Below are 23902 nucleotides of genomic sequence, written 5' to 3'. Positions count from 1 at the left end.
GCAGCGGATTACCCTCGCCGACATGAGCCGACGCACCGATCCGGTTCCGCGTCCCCTGTGGCGTGATCGCAACTTCGGCGCCTACTGGGCCGCGCAGTCGCTCTCCGCCGCCGGCGACTCGTTCGCCTACATCGCGGTGCCGCTGCTCGTGCTCCACGCGACCGGGTCGGTCGCCCAGATGGGCCTGCTCACGGCAGCGGCCGGTGCCGCGTCCGTCGGCGCGGGGATCTTCGGCGGCGTCCTGGTCGACCGGTACGACAGACGGAAACTGATGATCACCGCCGACCTGGCCCGCCTGGTGCTCTACGGCCTCATTCCCCTGGCCTGGCTCGGTGGCCCGCAGGTCTGGCTGCTCTTCGTCGTGCTGCCCATCTGCGAGGCGGCCGGCATGGTGTTCCAGGTCGCCGCGGTGACCGCGGTGCGCAACCTCGTCGACCGGCCCAGGATCACCGAGGCCAACGGTCGCCTCCAGGCGACGTACGCGGCGGCGGCCGTGCTCGGGCCGCTGCTCGCCGGCGTGGTGTCGGCCCGCTTCGGCCCCACGGCGGCCATCGCCATCAACGCGGCCAGCTTCGCCCTGTCGGCCCTCGGCCTCTGGCTGGTGCGGCTACGCCGGTCCGACGAGGGCGCGGAGGCCGGCGGCGCGGCGGCGCGGGAGGGCCGGCTGGCCGAGTTCCTCGCCGGCGCGCGGTTCCTCTGGCGGCAGCCCGTGCTGCGCTCGCTGACCGTCCTGCTGTCGGTCTTCATCTTCCTGACGTACGGCCTCACCGACGTCCTCGTCTACCACGTCAAGCACGACCTCGGCGGCTCCGACGGCACGGTCGGCACGGTGCTGGGCCTGGCGGCCCTGGGCACGGTCGTCGGAGCACTGCTGGTGGCACCGCTGCGCCGCAGGCGTGGCTTCGGCATCACCTGGATCGGCGCGCACGCGGTGTGCGGTCTCGCCATCGTGGGCATCGGCGTCGTCGGGAGCGTGCGGGGCGTCACCGTGCTGACCGCGGTGTACCTGTGCGGCGTCAGCGTGGGCGGGATCTGCTCGATGTCGCTGCGCCAGGAGATCACCCCCGACCACCTGCTCGGGCGGGTCACCTCCGCGTTCTGGAGCACGCACTACGCGCTCGGCCCGGCCGGCGCCGCCGTGCTGACCTGGGCCGCGGGCCGCTACGGCGTCACCGCGGTCACTCTCGTCGCGGGAGCGGGGTGTCTCCTGGTCGCGGTCGGCGGGCTGTTCACCCCGGTCCGCCGCGCCGGGTCCGAGCCGGTGGTCCGCCGGTCGGCGACCCGACGGCCCGCGGCCAGCCAGGCGTCGTGACCCCTGGGAGGTGCCGCCCGCACGCCGGCCCCCGCGCGGCCCCGACGCGGCCGCGCCACCGCCGTCGAAGAGGGATCAGCGCAGGCCCTGCCCGCTGCCGCCGACCCGGCGCGCCGAGGGTGCCGCCGGGCCCACCGGCCGGCCGACCCGGGCCACGTGCAGCAGGCGCTCCGACGCCACGCCCAGCAGCGAGCCCAGGGCGTTCCGGGTCGCGGGAGTGTCGATCAGCTGGCTCAGCGGGTGCGCCGCCAGCCCGGCCGCGTGCAGGGTCAGCCACGTGCGCGCGAGCACCCGACCGAATTCGACCTGGGTCGCGTCGTGCGTCCCGGGCGGTCCGATCAGGACGATCACGGCGCCACCGCGCGCGAGCGGGTTGCCGGACGCCGCCGCGAGGAGCCGGGGCAGGCCCAGCGGGCGCAGGACCGGGTACGCCGCCAGCGCCGCCCGCAACGCGGTCGCCTCGCGCCCGGACAGACCCAGGCACCGGTCGGTGAGCCCGTCCACGTGATAGTCCGGGTGCGCCGGCGTGAGCCGCAGCCACGACCGCAACTCGCCGACCACCGCGGGATCGGCGTACGTCTGCCGGTCGGCGGTCCTCAGCAGGCGGGCCAGCAGGCCGGCGTCCGGTACGGCCCGGACCGCCCCGCCCGACGCCCGCGCGACGGCGTCGACGGCCGCCACCACCCCGGCGTCCGGGCCGGCCGAGAACCGGCCCCGGTGGGTGCGGCGGGTGAGCACCTGCGCCGCGTCGAACGGGGTGTCGTAGCGGTGCGGGGACGGCCGCAGCCAACCCGCCCGCCGGTCGGCGGCACGGTGGTCGGCGACGAAGCGCATCCGGAGCCCGGCGTCGGCCGCGACGACCAGACAGGTCTCGACGAAGGCGCCCAGGGACAGCCGCAGGTCCCGGCCGGAGGGGTCGGCCGCCGGCAGCGTGTGCGCCTCGTCCCAGCCCACCCGGACCGCTCCGGGCTGGTGGTCGAGGCGCCACGGCTGGGTGTTGTGCGCGCTCGGCGCCCGCCAGCAGAGCGGCTCCAGGGCGCGGAACGCGGCGAGGCCCATGTCTACAGCGCCTTCTCGTAGAAGGTGTACCCGTGCAGCGGCCGGCCGCCCATCGTCCGGTACTGCGCGGCCGAGGCCGGGTTGTCCCGGCCGACGTAGGTGCTGCGCAGCGTGGTGTACCCGCCGGTGTGCAGGTTGCGGCGCAGCGCGGCGGAGAGCAGCCGCTGGTATCCGCGTCCCTGGTGCTCGGGCAGCACACCCTTGACGATCAGCACCGCCTCCCGCCGGTACCGGCGGCGGACCGCCAGCAGCCGGAGCTGGTTGACCAGGTTGAGGTCGCCCCGGACCCGAACCACGAACTCGCTGATGTCCGGTACGCACAGCACGAACGCCACGGGCCGCCCGGCCCTGGTCAGGTAGAGCAGCAGCGACTCGTTCAGCAGGTACGCGAGCCCGTCGGTCTGCCGGCGCAGCTGCGCGGCGGAGATCTGGGTGTAGTAGCCGAGCTGGGCGAAGGACGCGTTCAGCATCCCGCGCAGCAGTTCGAGCTGGTCGGCGAGCCGGCGGACGTCGCCCCGGTGCACCCTCAGCTCCGCGCCGTCCTCGTCGGCGCCGGGTGGAAGGTCGGGGTCGGGCGGGACGTCGTCTCCGGCGGTGACCGGGCAGATCCAGGTGTCCGACTCGAACCGCCGGCGGAACCCGGACGACTCGTACGCGGTCACGTAGCGGGGCGGGTTCCAGGCGCTGTCGATGAAGCCCCGGTCGGCGTACCCGGAGGTGATGACCCCGCCCGACTGGTTGGGCAGCAACGCCACCGGCCCGAAGAGCGCGTCCCGGTCGCCGGCGGCGTGGGCGGCGGCGCCGATCGCGTCGAACAGCGGGCGCGCCGCCGCGGCGGTGAACTCGGTGAGCCCGAAGAGCTGGCACCGGCGGCCGAGTCGGGCGTCGAGGGCGGCGTCGGTGTGCAGGGTGGTCCGGGCCACGACGGCACCCGCGCCGTCGCGGAGCACGTACATGGGCACGCCGTCGCGCCACCACCGCCGCACCTGCTGGCGCGACGGCGGCACGAAGCGCGGCTCGCCGGCGTACACCCGGTCGGTGAGCGCCAGGAACTCGCGCAGGCCGCGCCGGTCGACGACGCGTTCCAGACCGCGCGGGGCGGTCATCGCCGCACCGCCGGTCCCACCGTCTCCGATCCCAGCGGCGTGAACGTCGCGATGTGCCCCATCTCGGTGGACTCGGCCCGCCACAGCCCGTTGGAGTAGCCGTCGGGTTCGGCCGTGAAGAGCCGGATGAAGCCCGCGGTCGCGTTGCGGTTGCCGTCGGTGAGCCAGACCATCAGCTTGCGGTGGTGCCGGGACCGGGCGAAGCGCAGCAGGGCGTCGCGGTCGGCGAAGAACGCGACGGTGCCGAGGGTGAACGGGAACTCCCAGTACACCCGGTGCCAGCGGTATCCGGACATGCGGCGCATGTCGCGGACCATCCGCAGCCAGGCCGGGAGGAGCCGCAGGATCGCCAGCGGCCCGCTGTAGCGGGTGGCGCCGAAGAACATGGCGCCGGCCTGCGCCCGCGCGGGGGCGCGGGAGAAGTCACGGGTACGCATCTCTCAGCCCTTCAGGTAGACGTTCTTGATCTTCTGCTGGCCGGCGAACGGGCCGGCGCCCGGTTCGTGCAGCTCGATCCGGAGGTCACCGGCGGTCGGGTCCTCGGTCAGCGACTGCGCGAAGTCGCGGGAGACATCCGCCAGGTGCCGGCGTACGCCGCTGCGGCAGGCGCCGGCGAGAGCCTCGCGGTCCGAGTCGGGCAGCGGACGGCGCAGTTCGAGGTGCACCACGGGCCGGGTCTCCAGCGCGGCGTCCTCGGCCAGCGCCAGGCAGAACCGGCTGATCTCGGCGGCGTACGGGTTCCCGGCGTAGAGGCCGTACTCCACGTCCTGCGGGTAGAGGTTGGCGCCCAGGTACGACACCGTCGAGTCGCGCCGGCCGAACAGCAGCAGCAGCGGCAGGGTCATCCGCTCGCTGGCCAGCGCCGCGCGGCACTCGGCCCAGCGCTGCGGATCGCCGCGGACCAGGTCGAGGATCCGCCGATACCCGACGAGCAGCGCCTCGTCGCCGACGTTGTACCGCAGCCGCGGCTGCAGGACGTCGGGGCCGGTGATGGTGCAGAGCAGTTCCCGGCGCTCGTTGGTCTCCAGGTAGGTGGCCAACGGGTTGTACTGGAACACCATCGGCAACCGCTGCTCGTCGACGCCGAGCAGCGCCGCCCGCAGCTCGGGGTCGGTGCGCAGGCGGCGCCGCAGCCACACGGTGAACCGGGTCTCCGCGCCGATCCCGATGGTCAGGTCCGAGGCGCCGTACGCCGACCGGACCTTCAGGAACCGCTCCTCCAGGTAGGCGCGCAACGCCTCGGTCATCCCCTCTCCCCCGCAACTGGCGAAGACACGGTGGCGCGACCAGTCGAAGCCGTCGGCGTCGAGCCGGTCGCGCAGGTGCTTCAGGAACGGCGGGTACGCGGTCACCAGGTAGTCGAAGTCCGGGCCGAACTCGCGAAGCGTGTCGACGATCTTGCCGAGGTCCGGGCCGGTGTTCTTGACCACCGCGATGCGGGCCATCGCGGCGCCGGTCGTCGTCCCGGTCGCCCAGGCGCCCATCGAGTAGGCGTTGATGACGAACGGGCGACGCATCGGGAAGACCAGACTGGTGTAGCCGACGACGTCGCGGTGCACCGCGCGCAGTTCCCGCTCGCCGCGCGGCCAGTTGAAGGGCCGGCCCGACGACCCGGCCGACTCGTCGACCACCACGCCCCGGGCCGGCAGTCGTCCGCCCCGGCAGCGCCGGGCGGCGTCGAACGGAACGACGTAGCTCACCTTGTCGGTCTCCGGGAAGTCCCGCAGCCGGCGACGGGCCCCGGCCGGCCGGGCGCGCAGGAAGGAGCGGTACGCCGGGACGTCCAGTGCGGCGAGCGCGCAACCCGCACGGGCGTTCGCCGCCGCGAGCAGGTCCAGTGCCGGGTGGTGCCGCCGGGCCGACCACCGCCACGAGGCGGGATGGCGACCGGCGAGCCGCACCACCGCCCCGAGCACCCGACCGAAGATCGTCAGACGTGCCCGTCGCCAGCGTTCCCCGGCCGTCAGGCGCGGTGACGCGACAAAGGACGGATCAGCGTAGCGGTGCAGCGTCTCGGCCATGTCAGAATCCTCGGCGCATCCGGCCGGGGACGCCTGAGCTGTCGCACCGATGCGTCGCTGAGTATCCGCACCCAGCCCGGTCCAGGCTCCCGGCCGCTACCCGAGGTCGGTGCGGTGGGCGAGACCTTCGACGCCGAACCCGCAGCGCGGCAGGTGGGTGCGGTGTGCGGCCGCGTCGTCAGGAGTCGGAGGACCCGGGCCGCCGTGCGGGCGGCGCCACAGCCTCCAGGGCGTCGACACTGCCGGACATGATCGTGCGGACGTGCTCGGTGAGGTGTGGGAGCGGCCAGTCCCACCAGGCCAGCGCCAGCAGGCGGACGATGTCCTCGTCGCCGTACCGGCGGCGGATGAGCCTGGCCGGGTTGCCGCCGACGACGCCGTAGTCGGGCACGTCGTCGACGACGACGGCACCGGAAGCGACGATCGCCCCGTGGCCGATGCGGACGCCGGGCATCACCATCGCGCGGTATCCGAACCAGACGTCGTTGCCCACGACGGTGTCACCCCGTCCGGGCAGGCCGGTGATGAGGTCGAAGTGCTCGGCCCAGGAACCGCCCATGATCGGGAAGGGGAACGTCGAAGGGCCGTCGAGGCGGTGGTTGGCGCCGTTCATGATGAACCGCACGCCCTCGCCGAGTGCGCAGAACTTCCCGATGATGAGCTTCTCCGGCCCGTAGTGGTACAGCACGTTGCGGGTCTCGAAGGCGGTCGGATCGTCCGGGTCGTCGTAGTAGGAGAACTCGCCGACCTCGATCAGCGGCGAGGTGACCAGCGGCTTCAACAGCACCACCCGCGGCTGCTCGGGCATCGGATGCAGGACGTTCGGATCGGCGGGGACGCCTGCCACCACGGATCACCTCCTCTCGGGCGGGTCGACGTACCCATGATCGCAAAACCAGCCCCTTCCCGGCGGAGGTCGACCGGCCGTCGCACCGCAGAGCGTCGCCGCTGCGGAGTGGGAAGGAGAGCCGGTCACCGGGCCAGTCGCTGCGAGACCCAGTCGGCCGCCTGCTCGACCGCCCGCCGGGACTCGTCGGTGTGGTCGAGCATGTCGAACCCGTGCTGCCCGCCCGGTACGTCGATCACCTCCACCCGTACGCCGGCGTCGCCCGCCGCGTCGAGGAACGCCGCGACCGTCTCGGCCATCTCGTCGCGTTCCCGGCCGACGCGGGTGAGCAGCAGCGGCGGTACGGGCCCGCCCGGCTCGCCGACGGCCGCGCCCGGATCGAAGCGCGGGTCGACGCCCCAACCCGGCATCGGCGCGAGGAGCGGGTACGTCAGGGCCACGGCCCGCAGCCAGGAGGGCCGGTCCCGCAGCCAGTCCGTGCTCAGCAGTCCCCCGCCGGAGAAGAACCAGAGGGCGATCCGCCCGCCGTCGACGCGCGGGTCGGCACGTACCCGGTCCACGGCCGAGGCGACGTCGAGGGCGGCCGTCGGGCAGTCGGTGACGGGGCCCTGCGGGCCGGCGACGACGCGCATCCGGTGCTCGACGGTGACGGCCAGGAGACCGCGGTCGGCGAGAAGGCAGCCGTAGCCGCGGTAGACCGGCCAGTCGCGGGGACCCGGGTGCAGGCCGGCCGGTAGCGGTCCCCCGTGGACGAGGACCACGGCGGGGTGCGGACCGCCGCCCTCCGGTACGTACCAGTCGAGGTTCGCCTCTCGCTCGTGCCGACGTGCGGCCGGCGTCAGCACGAACGGGCGGAGGAAATTCGGCGTCTCGTCCATGATCGCAGTCTGGCACGGCCCGGCCACTCTGTGGCGTCACGGCCGAGGTCGCACCGTCGACCGCCACCCGGTGTGCGCACGCACCGAGGCGATGCCGCGAGCCGTGCGGCGGCCGTGCCCGTGCGGCTCAGGCCCCGGGCGACCCGGGCGGCGGCAGCGGCAGCTCGACGGCGTCCACCGTCGCGACCCGCACGGCCGAATGCGCCGGCGGCAGCTTGTCGGCTCGCGGCGAACGACTGTGTACCCGCCCCCGGCCGGTCGGGTCCGGCCGCCCGCTCACCTCGCAGGCCACCATCAGGATCGGCGCGGGCGGCGCGGTGAACCGGCCGGCGCCCCAGCGCACCCAGAGCGGGACCCGCCCCGCGTCGGCCTCGGCGAGCAGCTTCTCCCAGGTACGGCGGCGCGTACCGTGATCGACCTCGACGACGACCGGCGGCCCGTCCGGGCGGGCGCAGGCCACGTCGAGCACCGACTGCTGCGCGGACATCGGCGGCGGCAGCGGCAACACGCTGGACGCCCGCCGGTAGACCCGCCAGCCCCGCTCCCCCGCCCAGTCGACCACCGCGTCGATCAACCGGGCGGTGACCTGGTCCGTGGTCAGGTCGGTGAAGGTGACCGCGTCGAGCCGGTCGGCCAGCGACGCCGCCAGCCGCTCCCCGTCCTCGCCGACCACCACCGCCGCAGGGTAACCGGCGCGACCGGGCGTTCCCGCAACCGGGGCGACCTCTCCGGGCGCGCTGCGTCGCCTACCGGGTTCTGCCTGCGGCAGCTCCGGCCGCCGGGCAGATCCCACGACACTTCGATCACTTCGAGCCAGGCGCCGTGGATGACCGTCCCCGACCTGATCGCATGCCTACGCCGGATGGCACCCCGGCGCGCCTACGCCGTCCACGACGGCCTCCTCAACGACTGGGGCGCGGGTGCGCGACGGCGTACTGCGGCGCGAGGCCGACCGCCTGGGCGCCGACATCCGCCGCCCGCACCCCGGTGAGCGTGTCCACCTCGTCGGTTGACCGCCCGCTCCTACCGGGTGTCGACGGCCATCGGCGCGCTGAGGCGACCCTCGTTGCCGCTGCGGTCCAGGCCGGAGACGCAGTAGGACAGTGAACGGTCGGCGGGGGCGGTGCGGTCGACCCAGCCGGCGCCCCGGGCGGTGCCGACGAGCCGGGCGGTGTCGCCGTCGACACGGTAGACGGCGAAGCTCGCGGCGCCGTCCCCGCGCCAGGTCAGCGTCACCGCGTCGACACCCGTACGCCGCGCGCCGGTGACCGTGGGGGCGGCCGGCGGCGCCGCCGGCAGCTGCGCCATCGCGGGCACCAGCGCCGGCCCGGCGTAGTGGGCCCCGCTGTACCGGCTGACCGCGCCGAGCTTGTCGGTGCGCACCTGCCTGGCGCTGAAGTGCACGCTCCCGCTCGCGCCGTACCGGCGGTTGAGGGCGAGCTGGCGGTCCAGCTCGGCCGGGTCGCGCCAGGCGCCGCGCTCGCCCACCCGGTAGTCGGCCTGGCCGATGTAGAGCTGGACCCGGGTGCCGCGCACCGTGGCCGTCCACCACGGCAGCAGCTTGGCGTAGTCGGCCTTGTCGAAACCGATGTGCCAGTACAGCTGCGGCACGACGTAGTCCAGCCACTGCCGCCGTACCCAGAGTCGGGTGTCGGCGTAGATGTCGTCGTAGCTCTGCAACCCCGCGGTCGCCGAGCCGGCCGGGTCGGTGCGCTTGTTGCGCCAGATGCCGAACGGGCTGATGCCGAACTTGACCCACGGCTTGATCGCCTTGATCCGCTCGCTCATCTCGCGGACCAGCGTGTTCACGTTGTCCCGGCGCCAGGCGTGCTTGTCCGCGAACCCCCGGCCGTACCGGGCGAACGTCGCGTCGTCCGGGAAGTCCTGCCCGGCCTCCGGGTACGGGTAGAAGAAGTCGTCGAAGTGCACCCCGTCGACGTCGTACCGCCGGACCGCCTCCAGCATCGAGTCCTCGACGAACGTGCGTGCCTCGGGGATGCCGGGGTTGAAGTAGAGGCGGCTGCCGGGCCGGTCGGCGCTGGGATAGGTCACCACCCAGTCGCGGTGCCGCCGCAGCGGGTGCGTCGGCGCGAGCCGGTCCAGCCTCGGGCCGGGCCCGCCCACCGTGGCCGGCTGCCCGCCCCGGTACGGGTTGAACCAGGCGTGGAACTCCAGGTTGCGGGCGTGCGCCTCGGCGACCATGAACTCCATCGGGTCCCAGCCCGGGTCGCGACCGTCGCGGCGCCCGGTCAGCCACTCCGACCACGGCGCGTACGCCGACGGCCAGAGGGCGTCCCCGCTCGGCCGCACGTGCACGAAGACCGCGTTGTGGTTGTGCCGCACCGCCAGGTCCAGCCAGCCCCGGAACTCCGCCCGCGCCGTCTCGGCCGGCACCCCCCGCCGGCTCGGCCAGTCGATGTTGTTCACCGTCGTGATCCACATGCCCCGCAGCTCGCGGGGCGCCCGGGCCGGTCGACCGGCGCAGGCGGGGGCGCGATCCGCCGGGGCGGCACCGAAGGTGGTCACGGCGCCCTGCTCCGACAGGCCGGGTCCACCGGCGACCCGGTCCCGCAGCGACCAGGCGCCGAGGGCGACCGCCACGGCGAGCGCGGCGACCACCGCGACGAATGCCTGGGTACGACGGCGGCGGGCGGGCGACTCAGCGGCGGACATCGTCCCAGTCTGCCCAGTCCGGCCCCACCTGGTGAACCAGTTGGACCGTTGGTTAACGGTCAAATAAGGGCCGGGCGCCGATCTGGTGGCGGATCCAGCCGTAGTCGTCGCTCTCGACGACCCCGGCGCGGAGCATCAGGAACGCGACGCCCGCCTCTCGTCGGCGGTGCCGTGGTCACTGTCTGTCGAGACGAACGGGGTGCGCATGCGGGTCATCGCGTCCGCGCTCACGTCCACCGCTCGCCCGCGTTCGCGGTCGGTGTCCCCGTCTCCCTCTGATTCGAAGGGATTCAGGGCGGGCGGCGTCATGTCTGCCAAGACGTACTCCAAGATTTCACAGGGCGACGCGCAACATGTTCACTGGCGGCTGCGAGCCGGAAGGAAGGCGGGTGGTCGTGGCCCGTCATCGGCCGTCGCGTACCCGCTTCGACAGCCTACCGCCCCCACGCCCGTCGCGGACCGTGAGGTGTGGCCGGGCCCGCCGCCGAGGCGAGGTTGCGAGGGTCGCACGTACCGAAGATGCGATGGCGCCCGTGTTCGCCGAAGCCCCGTCGCAGCAGTTCCCGCGCCGCGGCCGTGGCGATGCCCTGGCCCCACCGCCGTGGATGGATCGCGTACGCGATCTCGGCGGTGCTCGGGCCGTGCAGCTTCAGCTCGGCGCTGCCCACGACCTCGCCGTCGAGGAGCACCGCGAAGACCAGCCGGTCCGGGGTGCGGCAACGGCGGCCCGCACGTACGCCTGCGTCTGCTCGTAGGTGTTGGGCCCCCACGCCTGGTAGCGGCACGACTCCGGCAGGCGTGCCCAGTCGTGGACGGCTGCGGTGTCGTCGAGCGCGAGCGGCCGGAGGGTGAGCAGCATGGCGGCACGCTAGACCACCGCACGGCGTCGACGACTTTTGCCCGTCCGGACGAAAGTTCAGACGATCTCGCATAAACATCTAGACATTTAGATTTAAGAATCCTAGTGTTGCCTCACCAGGCAGCGGCGTGCCAGGCCAACCATCAGGACATGACAACGATGTCCGTTCGATGTCCGGGCCCGCCGCTGAGCCCGAGCGCCGCGCGACGACGTACGTCGTTGTCCCGCTCCCCTGGAGGAGAAGAATGCTCGGATCGTCCCGACGAGCACGCGTGCCCATCGCGAGCGCCGTCACCGCCGTCATGGCGGTCGCCGGCCTGTGGCTGTCCCCGCCGAGCGCGGCTGCCGCTCCGCCCCCGCAGGAACCCGGCGTCACCCTGCGCGTCTTCGACCTGCAGGTGCCGCTGAACAACCTCTGCACCCTGAAGGCCGGCCAGACCCCGAACGTCGACAGGCTCATGCCGACGGTCAACTGGACGAGCGCGGCGGACTTCGGCATCGAGGACCACTTCCTGGTCCACGTCCTCGGCAACGTCAACATCACCCAGGCCGGACGCTACACCTTCCGACTCATCAGCGACGACGGGTCGCGTCTGCTGATCGACGACACCCTGATCGTCGACCACGACGGTGTGCACGGCCCGGAGGCCAAGGACGGCGCGGTCGACCTGACCGCCGGATACCACTCGCTGCGCATCGAGCACTTCGAGCGTACGGGCGGCCAGCAGCTCACGTTGCAGTGGCAGCCCCCGGGCTCGAGCACGTTCGTGAACGTCCCGAACTCGGCGTTGAGCACCGACGCCGGCGTCGTGCGGGTGACCGCACCCGGCCGCAAGGAGTGCGAGGCCAGTGGCGACTCCCCCGGCGACGGGCTGCCGCTCACGTCGGTGCACCCGAACTACACCCTGACCGACCTGCGCCCAAGTGGTTTCCAGCCGCAGGTCACCGGGTTCGACTGGTTCCCCGACGGCCGGCTGGCCGTGTCCACCTGGGGCGGCTCCCTGACCAGCGTGGGCGAGGTGTGGATCCTGGGCAACGTCACCGGCAGCACCAGCGCCGGCCAAGTGACCCGGCAGCGGGTGGCGACGGGGCTTCAGGAGCCGATGGGGCTCAAGATCGTCGACGGGAAGATCTACGTCGCCGAGAAGGCGAAGCTCACCGAACTCAACGACACCAACGGCGACGGGGTGACCGACCAGTACCGCACCGTGGCCACCTGGCCGTTCGGCAGCAACTTCCACGAGTTCGGGTTCGGCCTGCTGTACCGGGACGGGTACTTCTACCTGAACCTCTCGGTGTCCATCAACTACGGCGGGGCCACGACCGACCCGCAACCGGCCCCGAACCGGGGCACGACCATCAAGGTGAACCGCAGCACCGGCGTGGTCGACTACGTGGCCGGCGGCCTACGCACCCCGCACGGCATCGGCTGGGGCCCGGAGGGCGACATCTTCGTCACCGACAACCAGGGTGCCTGGCTGCCGTCGTCGAAGCTCGTGCACGTCAAGCAGGGCCGCTTCTTCAACCACTACATGAACCCGCCCGGGCCGTTCGACAACAACGCGGTGGTCCAGCCGGTCCTCTGGATGCCGCAGAACGAGATCGGCAACTCGCCGAGCACCCCGGTCATGTTGACCCAGGGCACCTTCGCCGGGCAGATGCTCATCGGCGACGTGACCTACGGCGGGCTCCAGCGCGCCTTCCTGGAGAAGGTCAACGGCGAGTACCAGGGGGCGCTGTTCAGACTGACCCAGGGCCTGGAGGCGGGGGTGTCCGAGGTCAGCGTCGGGCCCGACGGCGCCATCTACACCGGCGGCCTGCACGGCGGCGGCAACTGGGGGCAGGACGGCAAGCTCAGCTACGGCCTGCAGAAGATCGCCCCGAACGGCAGCAACAACTTCGACATGCGGGCCATGCGGGCGCTGCCCAACGGCTTCGAGATCGAATACACCCAGCCGCTGTCGGCGACGACCGCCGCGGCCCTGGCCAGCAAGTACCGGGTCAAGCAGTGGCGTTACGTGGCGACGGCCGCGTACGGCGGGCCGAAGGTCGACGAGGAGACCCTGTCGGTCTCGTCGGCCACGCTGTCGCAGGACGGGAAGACGGTCACGCTGGTGATCAACGGCCTCAAGGCCGGTCGGGTGGTACACGTCCGATCGCCCCGGCCGTTCGCGGCCAGCAACGGTCAGTCGCTCTGGAGCACCGAGGTCTGGTACACGCTCAACGCCATCCCCGGTCAGCAGCCGCCCGTGAACCTCGCGCTGGGCAGGGCGGCGACCGCCGACAGTTCCTGCTCCGCCGTCGAGGGCCCGGCCAGGGCCGTCAACGGAACGGTCACCAGCGGCAACCTCGACAAGTGGTGTTCGACGGGCACCAACAAGTGGCTCCAGGTCGACCTGGGCACCACCCGGAGCGTGAGCCGCCTCGTCGTACGGCACGCGGGCGCCGGCGGCGAGAACACCGCCTGGAACACCCGCGACTTCACCATCCAGACCAGCACCACCGGCACGTCCTGGACCACGGCGGCGACCGTCACCGCCAACACGGCGAACACCACCACCCACGACATCTCCCCCACCCAGGCCAGATACGTCCGACTGAACGTCACCAAGGCCACCAACACCACGGACAACGCGGCACGCATCTACGAGTTCGAGGCCTACGGCGGGCAGGCCGCCACCGAGAACCTCGCGCTGGGCAGGGCGGCGACGGCCGACAGTTCCTGTTCGGCCACCGAGGGCCCGGCCAGGGCCGTGAACGGCAGCGTGTCCGGCGGGAACAGCGACAAGTGGTGTTCGACGGGCACCAACAAGTGGCTCCAGGTCGACCTGGGCACCACCCGGAGCGTGAGCCGCCTCGTCGTACGGCACGCGGGCGCCGGCGGCGAGAACACCGCCTGGAACACCCGCGACTTCACCATCCAGACCAGCACCACCGGCACGTCCTGGACCACGGCGGCGACCGTCACCGCCAACACGGCGAACACCACCACCCACGACATCTCCCCCACCCAGGCCAGATACGTCCGACTGAACGTCACCAAGGCCACCAACACCTCCGACAACGCGGCACGCATCTACGAGTTCGAGGCCCACGGCCCCGGCGGCGACACCGGCCGCGTCACGCTCCTCGACGGATCCCACCTCGACAACTTCGAGTACACCAACGGCACCCCGGCGACGTGGCCGCTGGCCAGGGGCGGGGTGGAGGTCCTCGGCGGCGACATCCGCAGCAGGCGCGCTTTCGGTGACTTCCGGCTGCACGTCGAGTTCTGGCTGCCCAACCTGCCGCCGGACGTCACCGGCCAGGCCCGCGCCAACAGCGGGATCTACCTACAGGACCGCTACGAGCTCCAGGTCCTGGACTCCCTCGGCGACACCACCCCGGCCAACGACGAGGGCGGCGCCATCTACGGAAAGATCGCGCCATCGGTCAACGCGGCCGGCGCGCCTGAGACGTGGCAGACCTACGACGTCACCTTCCGGGCGGCCCGCTTCGACAGCGCCGGGGTCAAGACGGAGAACGCCCGCGTCACGGTCGTGTGGAACGGCGTCACCGTCCACGACAACGCGGTGATCAACGGGCCCACGGGCAACGGCGCCCCGGAGGGACCCTCGGTGGGGCCGATCCGGTTGCAGGACCACGGCGACCCCGGCCTCAACGTCCACTACCGCAACATCTGGGTCGAACCGCTGAGCTGACCGCGCCACCCCGGGGCAGGACGGCCCGCGCGGGTCGTCCTGCCCCGGCCGTCACCGACGCCGTACGCCCCCTCCCGGAGCACCCCCGTCCCGTCGCACGGGCGCGTCCCCGCGCCCGCGCCGACCCGTCCGCATCGGAGACGGCATGACACGTCGCGCCCGCATCCGCACCCTGCCGCTCACGGCCGCCCTCACCCTGCTGGCCGCCCTGCTCGCGCCGGTGTCCCCGGCCCGGGCGGCCCCCGCGAAGACGCCCCCACTGACCACGCCGTGGACCAGTGAGGCCCTCATCGGCACGCCCCTGCCGGAGTACCCGCGACCGCAGATGACCCGGCCCGACTGGCTCAACCTCAACGGCGAGTGGCAACTCCGCCAGTCCGCCACCAACGACGCCCCGCAGTTCGGCACGAACCTCCCCGAGCGGGTCAACGTGCCGTTCCCGGTGGAGAGCGCCCTGTCCGGCGTGCGGCGCGCCGCGAACGACAACCGCCACTACCTGTTCTACCGGCGCACCTTCACCGTGCCGGCCGACTGGTCCGGCCGCCGGACACTGCTGCACTTCGGGGCGGTCGACTGGCAGGCCACCGTGTGGGTCAACGGCGCTCAGGTCGGCGGGCACACCGGGGGCTACGACGCCTTCACGTTCGACGTCACGCCGCATCTCCACGGTGGCACGAACGAGATCGTGGTGAAGGTGTGGGATCCGACGGACAGCCGCCAGGACGGCAGCCTGCCGCCGATCGGCAAGCAGACCAAGAGCCCGGGCGGGATCTTCTACACCCCCAACTCCGGCATCTGGCAGACCGTCTGGTTGGAGCCGGTGCCGACCGCGTCGATCAGCAGCGTCGACGTGTACCCGAATCTGTCCGGCAACACGCTACGGGTGCGGGTGTTCACCCGGGGGAACGTCGCCGGGCACAGTGTCCTGGCCGAGGCGCTGAACGGCAGCACGGTGGTCGGCTCTGCCACCGGCGGCTTCACCGACTTCAGCGTGCCGGTGCCGAACGCCCGCCGGTGGTCCCCGGACGATCCGTTCCTCTACGGCCTACGGGTGACGCTGCGCGACCCGGCCGGCGCCCGGACGGACCGGACGACGCACTACTTCGGGATGCGGGAGATCACCACCGGGATGGTCGGCGGGGTGCTGCGCCCGAAGCTCAACGGCCAGTTCGTGTTCCAGGCGGGCACCCTCGACCAGGGGTACTGGCCGGACGGGCTCTACACCGCCCCCACCGACGCGGCACTCGCCTTCGACCTGCAGAAACACAAGGACCTCGGGTTCAACATGGTCCGGAAGCACATCAAGGTCGAACCGCAGCGGTGGTTCTACCACGCCGACCGCCTCGGCCTGCTGGTGTGGCAGGACGTCCCGTCCCTGACCGCGCAGGACGTCGACGCCGACGACGCCCAGCAGGCGCAGTTCGAGGCCGAGACGCGGGAGGTCGTGGACGAGCACCGCAGCAGCCCGGCGGTGGTCGCGTACACCGTCTACAACGAGGGTTGGGGCGAACGCGCGCTCGCCGACACCCGGCGGGTGGGGCAGAACGTGAAGAACCAGGACCCCACCCGCCTGGTGAACGTGCACAGCGGCCACAACTGCTGCCAGTCGCTGGGCGACCCGGGCAACGGTGACATCGACGACTGGCACGTCTACCTCGGCCCCGCCTCGCCGAGCCCGTCGGCCTCCCGGATCGCCGTGCTCGGTGAGTTCGGCGGCCTGGGCCTGCGGACGCCGGGGCACGAGTACAGCCCCAGCGGCAGCTTCTTCGCCTACGAGTGGCAGCCGGATTCCACCGCCCTCACCGACCGGTACGTCGGGCTGGTGCAGGGCACCCGGAACCTGATGCTCGGCAAGGGCCTCAGCGCCTCGGTGTACACCGAGATCACCGACCTCGAAGGCGAGTTGAACGGCTTCCTCACCTACGACCGCCGGATCGTCAAGATGGTGGAGTCCCGGGTCCGGGCGGCAAACCGGGCGCTCATCGACGCGTCCAGGTCGCTCGGCGACAACCGGCCGGTGGCACTGCCGCTGAACACGCGACGGTCGTTGCAGGTGACCACGCCCGGACACACGGGGAGGTACCTGCGGCACCGGGACAGCCTCGCCTACACCGAGATCGTCGACGCGGGCAGCACGGCGCTGCTCAAGAACGACGCCACCTACACGATCCGGGCGGGGCTGGCCGACGCGAACTGCTACTCCTTCGAGTCGGTCAACTTCCCGGGGGAGTACCTCCGGCACGCCGGGTCCCGGGTCCGCAACTCGCCGAACGACGGCTCGGCGCTGATGCGCGCCGACGCCACCTGGTGCGCCCGCACCGGACTGACCGGCAGCGGGGTCTCGCTGGAGTCGTACAACTTCCGGGGCTCGTTCCTGCGCCACTTCAACTCGGAGGTGTGGCTCAGCAACGGCGCCGGCGGCGCGGCGTACGACACGCCCACCCTCTGGAGCGCGGACAGCACCTGGAACGTCGCCGCGCCCTGGGCGCCGTGAGGACCGGACGCGCGCCGGCCGCACCACCGCCCAGGTCGGTCAGTCGCCCAGTCCCGCCACCGCGGCCCCGACCGCCGCATCGAGCAACCGCTCGTCGAGGGGCTCCGAGACGGCGCTGGCGGAGACGGTCACCAGGTTGTGTCCCACCCGGACGATCACGAAGGCCGACCGCCCGGTGATCCGGGCCCGTCCGCTGCCCGCGCTCAGCCGGTAGTCCACCCGCCAGGACTGCTCGCCGAGCGCGGGTGGCGGCTGCGCGTCGACCGCGAACCGCACCGCCGAACCGCCCGCGCCCCGGGCGGTGAAGCGGGGGCAGGCCCGGCGCGCCGACTCCGCCTCGGCGAGCACCGAGGCGGGCACCGGTTCCGCATGGGACCTGATCTCGACCACCAGTTCGGCCGACGCGGTGGCGGTGAGGCCGGGCACCGTGGCGTAGCGGGCCCGCTCCCGGACCCGTTCGACTCCGCCGAGCGGGTCCAGGTAGAAGTCCTCGGCCAGGGGCCGGCAGGCCGACGGGTCTATCCGGGAGCCGCCACCCTCAGCCCGGTCGGATGGCACCCGCCAGCCCCGGGGCAGCACCGCCCTGACCGCGCCGGCCGCCCGGCGGGCCTCCGCGCGGGTGAGCGGCCGACCGGGATCGGGTCGTCCCGGAGCGGACCGCGTGGACCCCCGGGCGGCGTCGGGCAGCGGCGGGACGACCGGAGCGGTCGACGGCGCCGCGAGCCCGGCCGGCTCCGCCACCGGAAGCGGGGCGTACGCCCCGGGGATCCCCGGACCGAGTACCGCCACCGCGAGCAGGGCCGCCAGCACCGCGACCGCCGCGACGGGCCCCCGGGCGCTGCCCGGAGCTGACGGGGTCGGTCCGGGCACGGCCGGCCGGGACACCAGGAACGGCAGGGTGAACGCGACGAGGTAGCCCAGCCAGGCCAGCGGGGCCAGCAGGTGCGCCTCGGCGGTGTCCCACCCGTCCGCCCGTCCGGTCGCCAGGGCGTGCGCGTACTGCAGCAGCGCCGCCGCCGTGCCGGCCGCCCAGCCGGCGGTCAGCGCCCGGCCGACACCGGCACGACGGCCGACCGCGAGCACCACCAGGACCGCCCAGCCGGTGAGCGCGCAGAGCAGCCAGCGCTGTTGGGCCTGCCGGCCCGCCTCGGCCAGGGTGCCCGGCGGGAACAACTCGGTCCGCCACACGGCGGCCCCCGCACCGATCAGCACCGCGGTCAGGACCGCCGCCACGACCCCCCGGTCCCACCGGCGCGGCGGGCGTCGGCGCCCCTGCCCGGCCCCGCGCAGCAGCAGGCCGACCAGCACCGGTACCAGCAGCGCGAGCAGCGGCCAACCGCTGCGGGGCAGCGCGAAGACCAGCCAGTCGCGGGCCACGTGGCCGTCGGTCGGCACGGACGCCACCGCCGGCAACGGCCAGAGGACCGCGGCACCGGCGGCCGACGCCACCAGGTACGTGGCCGACCGCCAGCCGACCGACCCGGGCCGGCGGGCCACCACCAGTCGCGCCAGCAGCACGCAGAGACCGGCCACCGACGCGGCGAGCGGCCCCGCGAGCGCGGCGACGAGCAGCGCGACGGAGACGTCCGACCGGGCGGAGACGCCCGAGCTTCCCGGAACCGGCAGTGCGGTGGCGATGAACGCCGTCACCGCGAAGCCGATGGCCGTGCCGAGAACGGGCCGCCACCAGCCGCCCGCCCCGGCGGCGGCCCGGCGGGCCAGCGCGGGCAGCAGTCCGAGGCTCAGCAGGAGGGCACCGACACCGACCGCGACGGGCGGGCCCACGGTCGCCTGCGCGGTCAGGAGGAGGTCGCGCACGAGGGCGTCGGCGGCGCCCGTCGCCAGCATCGCGACCGCGCCGACCGCCAGCCCGTGGGTCAGGCCGCCCGGCGGGTCCGCCGGCCGGCCGAGCGCCGCCGCCCGGGTCGCCGGATCCGGATGCCGGGCGAGCAGCCGACGCCGTCGCGTGGGACCCGCGGTCCCGGCGCGCAGCAGCGCGGCCAGGCGCTCGGCGTGGCCGGCACCGGCGGCGTACCGGTCGGCTTCCCCCTCGCGCCGCCGCAGCAGCCCGGCCGCCAGCAGCGCGGTCAGCACCGCGACGACCGCCGCCCGGCCGAGCGCCGTCAGGTAGGTGGCGTTCGGCCCGAAGAAGGCCACCTCGAGCAGGCCGGCGGCCAGCACCGCCGGCACCGGCAGCCAGATCAGGGCACGGACGGCCGACGCCCAGGCCACGTCCCGGGCGAGTACGTGCGCGAGTTCGTGCGCCACCACGGGGTCGAACCGCGCCGGGTCGGCGTGGGCCACCGCGACGGCCGCCGGGAGCACCACCGTCGGCCGGCCGACCACACCACCGGTGGTGTACGCCTGCCGTACGGGCGGGGCGGCCACGACCAACCTCGGTCGGCGTCGCCCGGCCAACCCGTTGCGGTCGCAGAGATCGACGAAGCGTTCCTGCGCGCCCGGCACGGTGAGCCGGCGACGAAGCCGACGCCGGTCGGCCAGCGGCAGGACCAGGACGAGTGCCGCCGCCGCGCCCAGCGCGATCCCCGCCCCGGCGAGCATGACCACTCCGCGCCGGCCGAACTGCCCGGCCAGGCAGCGGTCGCGGGCGGCCGACTGCTCCGCCGCCGCCACCGGATGGGCCCGGGTGCAGACGTCGACGGCGGTCGCCCAGGGCCGGGAGAGCGATCGGTCGGCGAGGAAGTAGAGGCCACCCGCGCTGATCCCGACGCTGATCAGGGACGCCAGCACGAGTGCGTAGAGCCAGCCGAGCCGGTCCGGCGGCAGGGGCGGGCCGACGGGGCCGGCGGAGCCGACGCCAGCGCCGGCGGTCGTGCCGTCCGCAGCCGTACCGCCGTCGTGGTGGGCCCCGCCGGCACCGGGCCCGGTCATGCGTCCGGCGGATGGACCATCGCGCCGACCGCGGCGTCGGCGAGCAGTTCCGCCCGACCGGCGTCCAGGCCCAGCGCCACCGCGTGCCGGTGGCACGCCTCCCGCAGTCGGCGTGCCTGTTCGGGGTCCAGCCCCGGTCGGGCGTCGGGCGGGGCGGGCAGCTCCCGGCGGCGGCGACGCAGCAGGCCGGCCCGGACGGTGGCGGCACCGAGGACCAGCACCTCGCCCACGGCGGCGGCCACCACCTGGAGCGCGAGCTCGGTGACCAGGGTGACGTCGATGCCGAAGCCGACCCCGCCCTGCGGGACGGACCAGCTCACCGATCCCTTCGACAGCTGCCGCCGCCAGCCGGCGGCCACCTCGTCGAAGACCGGGAGTTCCTCGGGGGCGATTCGACGCACCGCCGCGCGGGCAGCGCCCACGACCAGATCGGCGGCGACGTTCTGGGGCTCGGTCACGATGCCATCGTGCCGCTACGGCGCCAGCCCGGAGACGTGACAGTAAGGTTTCCGGCACCAGGATCTGCCGCCCGCCACGGAGTTCGAGGGCGGCGCGCTACGCCACGTGGACGTCCCCGGTCGGGTTCCCCTCATGACGCCCGCCGCCGGGTGAGTGTGGCTGCCACGTACGCGGCGGCTTCGGCGATGAGGGCCTGCTGGTATTCCGCGTCCCTGGTGGCCTTGCTCGACATGATCGCGATGACGAGGGGCGCGGACGTCGGGGGCCACACGACGGCGATGTCGTTGACGGTGCCGTAGTCGCCGGTCCCGGTCTTGTCGGCCACGGTCCAGCCCCGGGGCACGCCGGCGCGGACGCGTTGGGTGCCGGCGCGGGTGGCGTTGCGTTCGAGCAGGTCGCGGAGGACGGCGTGCTTGTCCGGTGGCAGGGCGTCGCCCAGCACGATCCGCTGGTAGGTGGTGCCGAGTGCTCGCGGAGAGGACGTGTCGCGCGGGTCGCCCGGGACGGCGGTCGTGATCGTCGGCTCCGTCCGGTCCATCCGGGTGACCTCGTCGCCGAGGCTACGGGCGTACGCCGTCAGTCGGGCCGGTCCGCCCAGGTCGCGGAGCAGGAGGTTGCCGGCCGTACCGTCGCTGTGGCGCACCGCGGCGTCGCACAGTTGGCGGATCGTCATCCCCGAGGCCACGTGCCGCCTCGTGACGACGGAGCTCTTCATGAGGTCGTCGGCGGTGTACCTGACGACGGTGTCCAGGTGGGACAGCGGGTGGCGGTGCAGGACCGCCGCGGCCGCCAGCCCCTTGAACGTGGAACAGAACGCGAAGCGCTCGTCCGCGCGGTGGACGATGGTGTCGCCGGTGCCGGTGGCCAGGGCGTACACGCCCAGGCGCGCGTCGAACCTGCGCTCCAGCTCCGCCAGGCGATCGTGGTGGCCACGCGTCGCGGCGGCGGAGGGGGAAGCGGGGGCAGCCGAGGAGGTGGCGGCGGAAGGCGTCCTGCCGTCCGCGCAGCCGGCCAGCGGCAGCGCCGCCACCGCCCCCAGCAGAGCGCGACGGGTGACGGTCGGCTGCGTCGAAGCCACGGTGTTTCCCTCCGTTGTCGGGTCACGAGTTCGGGCGGGGTCGCGTCCGGCGCGCCGGCCCTCGCCGCCGGGTACCCCGGCGGCGACGCGACGTCGGCGGAGGCTGCCTGAACCGGCCCGGAGCGCTTCGCGGCCCGGCCGCCCGATGAGTCAACGCGCCGCTCACCGCCCGCGGTTGCGTCCACGGCGGGATCGAGGATCCGCCCGCGCGGGACGGATCCGGCCGCCCGCCGTGGCGCCGGCCGGGCCGACGGCGTACCCGCGTCGGCAGGAGGCAGGATGGGCGGGTGACTGCCCCCACCCGCCCGCCGTCGGCCGTGTTGGACGCGGTGCTCGAGCGGTTGACCTACGTCAACGAGGAGACCGGCTACACCGTCGCCCGGGTGGCCACCGACCACGGCAGCGACCTGCTCACGGTGGTCGGTGCGCTGCTGGGAGCCCAGCCGGGGGAAAGCCTTCGCCTGTCCGGTCGGTGGTCGTCGCACCCGCAGTACGGCCGGCAGTTCGAGGTGCACTCGTACACGACCGTCCTGCCGGCCACGATCCAGGGCATCCGCCGTTACCTCGGTTCCGGGCTGGTCAAGGGCATCGGTCCGGTGTTCGCCGAGCGGATCGTCGCCCACTTCGGCCTCGACACCCTCCGCGTGATCGAGGAGGAGCCCGCCCGCCTGGTCGAGGTGCCCGGCCTGGGACCGAAGCGCACCGCGAAGATCACCGCGGCGTGGGAGGAGCAGAAGGCCATCAAGGAGGTGATGGTCTTCCTCCAGGGCGTCGGCGTCTCCACCTCGCTGGCCGTGCGGATCTTCAAGCAGTACGGCGACGCCTCCATCACCGTGGTCCGCAACGAGCCGTACCGGCTGGCGGCCGACGTGTGGGGCATCGGCTTCAAGACCGCCGACACCATCGCCCAGGCCGTCGGGATCCCGCACGACAGCCCCCAGCGGGTCAAGGCCGGCCTCCAGTACACCCTGTCCGAGGCCACCGACAACGGGCACTGCTATCTGCCCGACGGGCAGCTGGTCGCCGACGCCACCAAGATTCTCAACGTGCCCGCCGACCTCGTCGCCACCTGCCTGGGCGGGCTCGTCGGCGAGGAGGGGGTGGTCCGCGAGACGCTGCCCGGGCCGGACGGCCAGCCGACGGCGGCGGTGTACCTGGTGCCGTTCCACCGCGCCGAGCAGTCCCTCGCCGGATCCCTGCTGCGGCTGCTGCGCGACCGCGCCGACCGGCTGCCCCACTTCACCGGCGTCGACTGGGGCAGGGCGCTGGCCTGGCTGAAGGCCCGCACCGGCACCGAGCTGGCCCCCGAGCAGGAACAGGCGGTCCGCCTCGCCCTCACCTCCCGGGTCGCCGTGCTGACCGGCGGGCCCGGCTGCGGCAAGAGCTTCACCGTACGCTCGATCGTCGAACTCGCCGCCGCGAAGAAGGCCAAGGTCACCCTCGTCGCGCCGACGGGCCGCGCCGCGAAGCGGCTGTCGGAGCTGACCGGGCATCCGGCGGCCACCGTGCACCGGCTGTTGCAGCTACGACCCGGCGGGGAGGCCAGCCACGACCGGGACAATCCCCTCGACGTCGACCTCCTCGTCGTCGACGAGGCGTCCATGCTCGACCTCATCCTGGCCAACAAGCTCGTCAAGGCCGTCCCGCCCGGCGCGCACCTGCTGCTCGTCGGCGACGTCGACCAGCTCCCCTCCGTCGGCGCCGGCGAGGTCCTGCGGGACCTGCTCGCCGCCCCGGCCATCCCCCGGGTCCGGCTGACGCAGGTGTTCCGCCAGGCCGCGGAGTCCGGGGTCGTCACCAACGCCCACCGCATCAACGCCGGCAAGCCGCCCCTGCTCCAGGGCCTCAGCGACTTCTTCCTGTTCGCCAGCGACGACACCGACGCCACGGCCGCCCTGACCGTCGACGTCGCCTGCACCCGGATCCCCGCCCGCTTCGGCCTCGACCCGCGCCGCGACGTCCAGGTCCTCACCCCCATGCACCGCGGGCCCGCCGGCGCGGCGGCCCTGAACACGCTGCTTCAGCAGCGGCTCACCCCGGCGCGCGAGGGGCAACCCGAGCGCCGCCTGGGTGGGCGGGTGTTCCGCGTCGGCGACAAGGTCACCCAGATCCGCAACAACTACGACAAGGGCCAGGCCGGCGTCTTCAACGGCACCGTCGGCATCGTCACCGCGCTGAGCACCGACGAGCAGACCCTGACGGTACGCACCGACGAGGACGAGAGCATCGACTACGACTTCGACGAACTCGACGAACTCGCCCACGCGTACGCCATGACCATCCACCGCTCGCAGGGCTCCGAGTACCCGGCCGTCGTCATCCCGCTGACCACCAGCGCCTGGATGATGCTGCAACGCAACCTGCTCTACACCGCCGTCACCCGCGCCAAGAAGCTCGTCGTCCTGGTCGGTTCCCGCCGCGCCCTCGCCGCCGCCGTCCGTACCGTCGGCGCCGGACGCCGCCACACCGCCCTCGACCACCGCCTCGCCTGAACGCCTCGCCGCTTCCGCACCGCCCGGCTTC

17 protein-coding genes are annotated in these 23902 nt (G+C 73.5%); 4 read left to right on the top strand and 13 right to left on the bottom strand.

The annotated features are described in order from the left end of the window. Positions 1-22 precede the first annotated feature (22 nt). A complete protein-coding gene (locus ACFHW0_RS21185) occupies positions 23-1312 on the top strand; it encodes an MFS transporter (protein WP_416610142.1) in 1290 nt (429 codons plus the stop codon). A 75-nt stretch (positions 1313-1387) separates the two neighbouring features. Here the strand turns inward: ACFHW0_RS21185 and ACFHW0_RS21180 are convergent, their stop codons facing one another. The 10 genes from ACFHW0_RS21180 to ACFHW0_RS21135 form a co-directional block, all read right to left on the bottom strand. Further along, positions 1388-2371, bottom strand: a complete 984-nt coding sequence (locus tag ACFHW0_RS21180) for a nitroreductase (RefSeq protein ID WP_416610140.1) — start codon at positions 2369-2371, stop codon at positions 1388-1390. Between the two features lie 2 nt (positions 2372-2373). Then, the gene (locus ACFHW0_RS21175) at positions 2374-3477 is read right to left on the bottom strand and encodes a hypothetical protein (RefSeq protein ID WP_416610138.1); all 1104 of its coding nucleotides are present in this window, start codon (positions 3475-3477) and stop codon (positions 2374-2376) included. Next, a complete protein-coding gene (locus ACFHW0_RS21170) occupies positions 3474-3914 on the bottom strand; it encodes a DUF4188 domain-containing protein (RefSeq protein WP_416610137.1) in 441 nt (146 codons plus the stop codon). Before ACFHW0_RS21170 ends, ACFHW0_RS21175 begins: the two co-directional genes overlap by 4 nt. Before the next feature lie 3 nt (positions 3915-3917). Next, positions 3918-5498: a phenylacetate--CoA ligase family protein gene (locus tag ACFHW0_RS21165; protein ID WP_416610135.1), complete on the bottom strand. Its 1581-nt coding sequence runs from the start codon at positions 5496-5498 to the stop codon at positions 3918-3920. Positions 5499-5676: 178 nt separating this feature from the next. Next, positions 5677-6306 (bottom strand): CatB-related O-acetyltransferase, encoded by a 630-nt coding sequence (locus ACFHW0_RS21160; protein WP_416610238.1) that lies wholly within the window; start codon positions 6304-6306, stop codon positions 5677-5679. 164 nt (positions 6307-6470) lie between these two features. Beyond that, a complete protein-coding gene (locus ACFHW0_RS21155) occupies positions 6471-7223 on the bottom strand; it encodes an alpha/beta hydrolase (protein WP_416610133.1) in 753 nt (250 codons plus the stop codon). A 127-nt stretch (positions 7224-7350) separates the two neighbouring features. Further along, positions 7351-7899 (bottom strand): hypothetical protein, encoded by a 549-nt coding sequence (locus ACFHW0_RS21150; protein ID WP_416610131.1) that lies wholly within the window; start codon positions 7897-7899, stop codon positions 7351-7353. 347 nt (positions 7900-8246) lie between these two features. Further along, entirely contained in the window at positions 8247-9896 is a 1650-nt protein-coding gene (locus ACFHW0_RS21145) for a family 10 glycosylhydrolase (RefSeq protein ID WP_416610129.1), read from the bottom strand. A 434-nt stretch (positions 9897-10330) separates the two neighbouring features. Next, positions 10331-10564 carry a GNAT family N-acetyltransferase gene (locus tag ACFHW0_RS21140; protein WP_416610237.1) on the bottom strand — a complete coding sequence of 78 codons (234 nt, stop codon included), beginning with the start codon at positions 10562-10564 and terminating at the stop codon, positions 10331-10333. Continuing rightward, on the bottom strand, positions 10546-10755 hold the full coding sequence (locus ACFHW0_RS21135) for a GNAT family N-acetyltransferase (protein ID WP_416610128.1): 210 nt from the start codon (positions 10753-10755) through the stop codon (positions 10546-10548). Before ACFHW0_RS21135 ends, ACFHW0_RS21140 begins: the two co-directional genes overlap by 19 nt. Before the next feature lie 302 nt (positions 10756-11057). On the opposite strand from ACFHW0_RS21135, the gene ACFHW0_RS21130 reads away from it, so the two are divergent. Together ACFHW0_RS21130 and ACFHW0_RS21125 are read left to right on the top strand one after the other, a co-directional pair. Continuing rightward, positions 11058-14456: a discoidin domain-containing protein gene (locus ACFHW0_RS21130; protein WP_416610235.1), complete on the top strand. Its 3399-nt coding sequence runs from the start codon at positions 11058-11060 to the stop codon at positions 14454-14456. A 145-nt stretch (positions 14457-14601) separates the two neighbouring features. Continuing rightward, positions 14602-16950, top strand: coding sequence for an AbfB domain-containing protein (locus tag ACFHW0_RS21125; protein ID WP_416610126.1), 2349 nt, complete (start codon positions 14602-14604; stop codon positions 16948-16950). A gap of 39 nt (positions 16951-16989) precedes the next feature. On the opposite strand, the gene ACFHW0_RS21120 is transcribed toward ACFHW0_RS21125, so the two are convergent. From ACFHW0_RS21120 to bla, 3 genes are all read right to left on the bottom strand, one after another. Then, positions 16990-19842 carry a M48 family metalloprotease gene (locus ACFHW0_RS21120; protein WP_416610124.1) on the bottom strand — a complete coding sequence of 951 codons (2853 nt, stop codon included), beginning with the start codon at positions 19840-19842 and terminating at the stop codon, positions 16990-16992. Further along, positions 19839-20300, bottom strand: a complete 462-nt coding sequence (locus ACFHW0_RS21115) for a hypothetical protein (RefSeq protein WP_416610122.1) — start codon at positions 20298-20300, stop codon at positions 19839-19841. Before ACFHW0_RS21115 ends, ACFHW0_RS21120 begins: the two co-directional genes overlap by 4 nt. A gap of 131 nt (positions 20301-20431) precedes the next feature. Further along, on the bottom strand, positions 20432-21379 hold the full coding sequence (bla, locus tag ACFHW0_RS21110; protein WP_416610120.1) for a class A beta-lactamase: 948 nt from the start codon (positions 21377-21379) through the stop codon (positions 20432-20434). A 287-nt stretch (positions 21380-21666) separates the two neighbouring features. On the opposite strand from bla, the gene ACFHW0_RS21105 reads away from it, so the two are divergent. Next, a complete protein-coding gene (locus ACFHW0_RS21105) occupies positions 21667-23871 on the top strand; it encodes an ATP-dependent RecD-like DNA helicase (RefSeq protein ID WP_416610118.1) in 2205 nt (734 codons plus the stop codon). The last annotated feature ends 31 nt before the right edge of the window (positions 23872-23902 follow it).

The sequence above is a fragment of the Micromonospora sp. LOL_025 genome (assembly GCF_048060285.1).
GTDB lineage: Bacteria > Actinomycetota > Actinomycetes > Mycobacteriales > Micromonosporaceae > Micromonospora.
Note: the sequence above shows the minus strand (reverse complement) of the source record. Positions and strands in the feature narration are given on the sequence as shown.

Coding starts and splice junctions, on each gene's coding strand:
- ACFHW0_RS21185 (WP_416610142.1), top strand. CDS start 23: ATGAGCCGACGCACCGATCCGGTTCCGCGTCCCCTGTGGCGTGATCGC.
- ACFHW0_RS21180 (WP_416610140.1), bottom strand. CDS start 2,371: ATGGGCCTCGCCGCGTTCCGCGCCCTGGAGCCGCTCTGCTGGCGGGCG.
- ACFHW0_RS21175 (WP_416610138.1), bottom strand. CDS start 3,477: ATGACCGCCCCGCGCGGTCTGGAACGCGTCGTCGACCGGCGCGGCCTG.
- ACFHW0_RS21170 (WP_416610137.1), bottom strand. CDS start 3,914: ATGCGTACCCGTGACTTCTCCCGCGCCCCCGCGCGGGCGCAGGCCGGC.
- ACFHW0_RS21165 (WP_416610135.1), bottom strand. CDS start 5,498: ATGGCCGAGACGCTGCACCGCTACGCTGATCCGTCCTTTGTCGCGTCA.
- ACFHW0_RS21160 (WP_416610238.1), bottom strand. CDS start 6,306: ATGCCCGAGCAGCCGCGGGTGGTGCTGTTGAAGCCGCTGGTCACCTCG.
- ACFHW0_RS21155 (WP_416610133.1), bottom strand. CDS start 7,223: ATGGACGAGACGCCGAATTTCCTCCGCCCGTTCGTGCTGACGCCGGCC.
- ACFHW0_RS21145 (WP_416610129.1), bottom strand. CDS start 9,896: ATGTCCGCCGCTGAGTCGCCCGCCCGCCGCCGTCGTACCCAGGCATTC.
- ACFHW0_RS21135 (WP_416610128.1), bottom strand. CDS start 10,755: ATGCTGCTCACCCTCCGGCCGCTCGCGCTCGACGACACCGCAGCCGTC.
- ACFHW0_RS21130 (WP_416610235.1), top strand. CDS start 11,058: ATGGCGGTCGCCGGCCTGTGGCTGTCCCCGCCGAGCGCGGCTGCCGCT.
- ACFHW0_RS21125 (WP_416610126.1), top strand. CDS start 14,602: ATGACACGTCGCGCCCGCATCCGCACCCTGCCGCTCACGGCCGCCCTC.
- ACFHW0_RS21120 (WP_416610124.1), bottom strand. CDS start 19,842: ATGACCGGGCCCGGTGCCGGCGGGGCCCACCACGACGGCGGTACGGCT.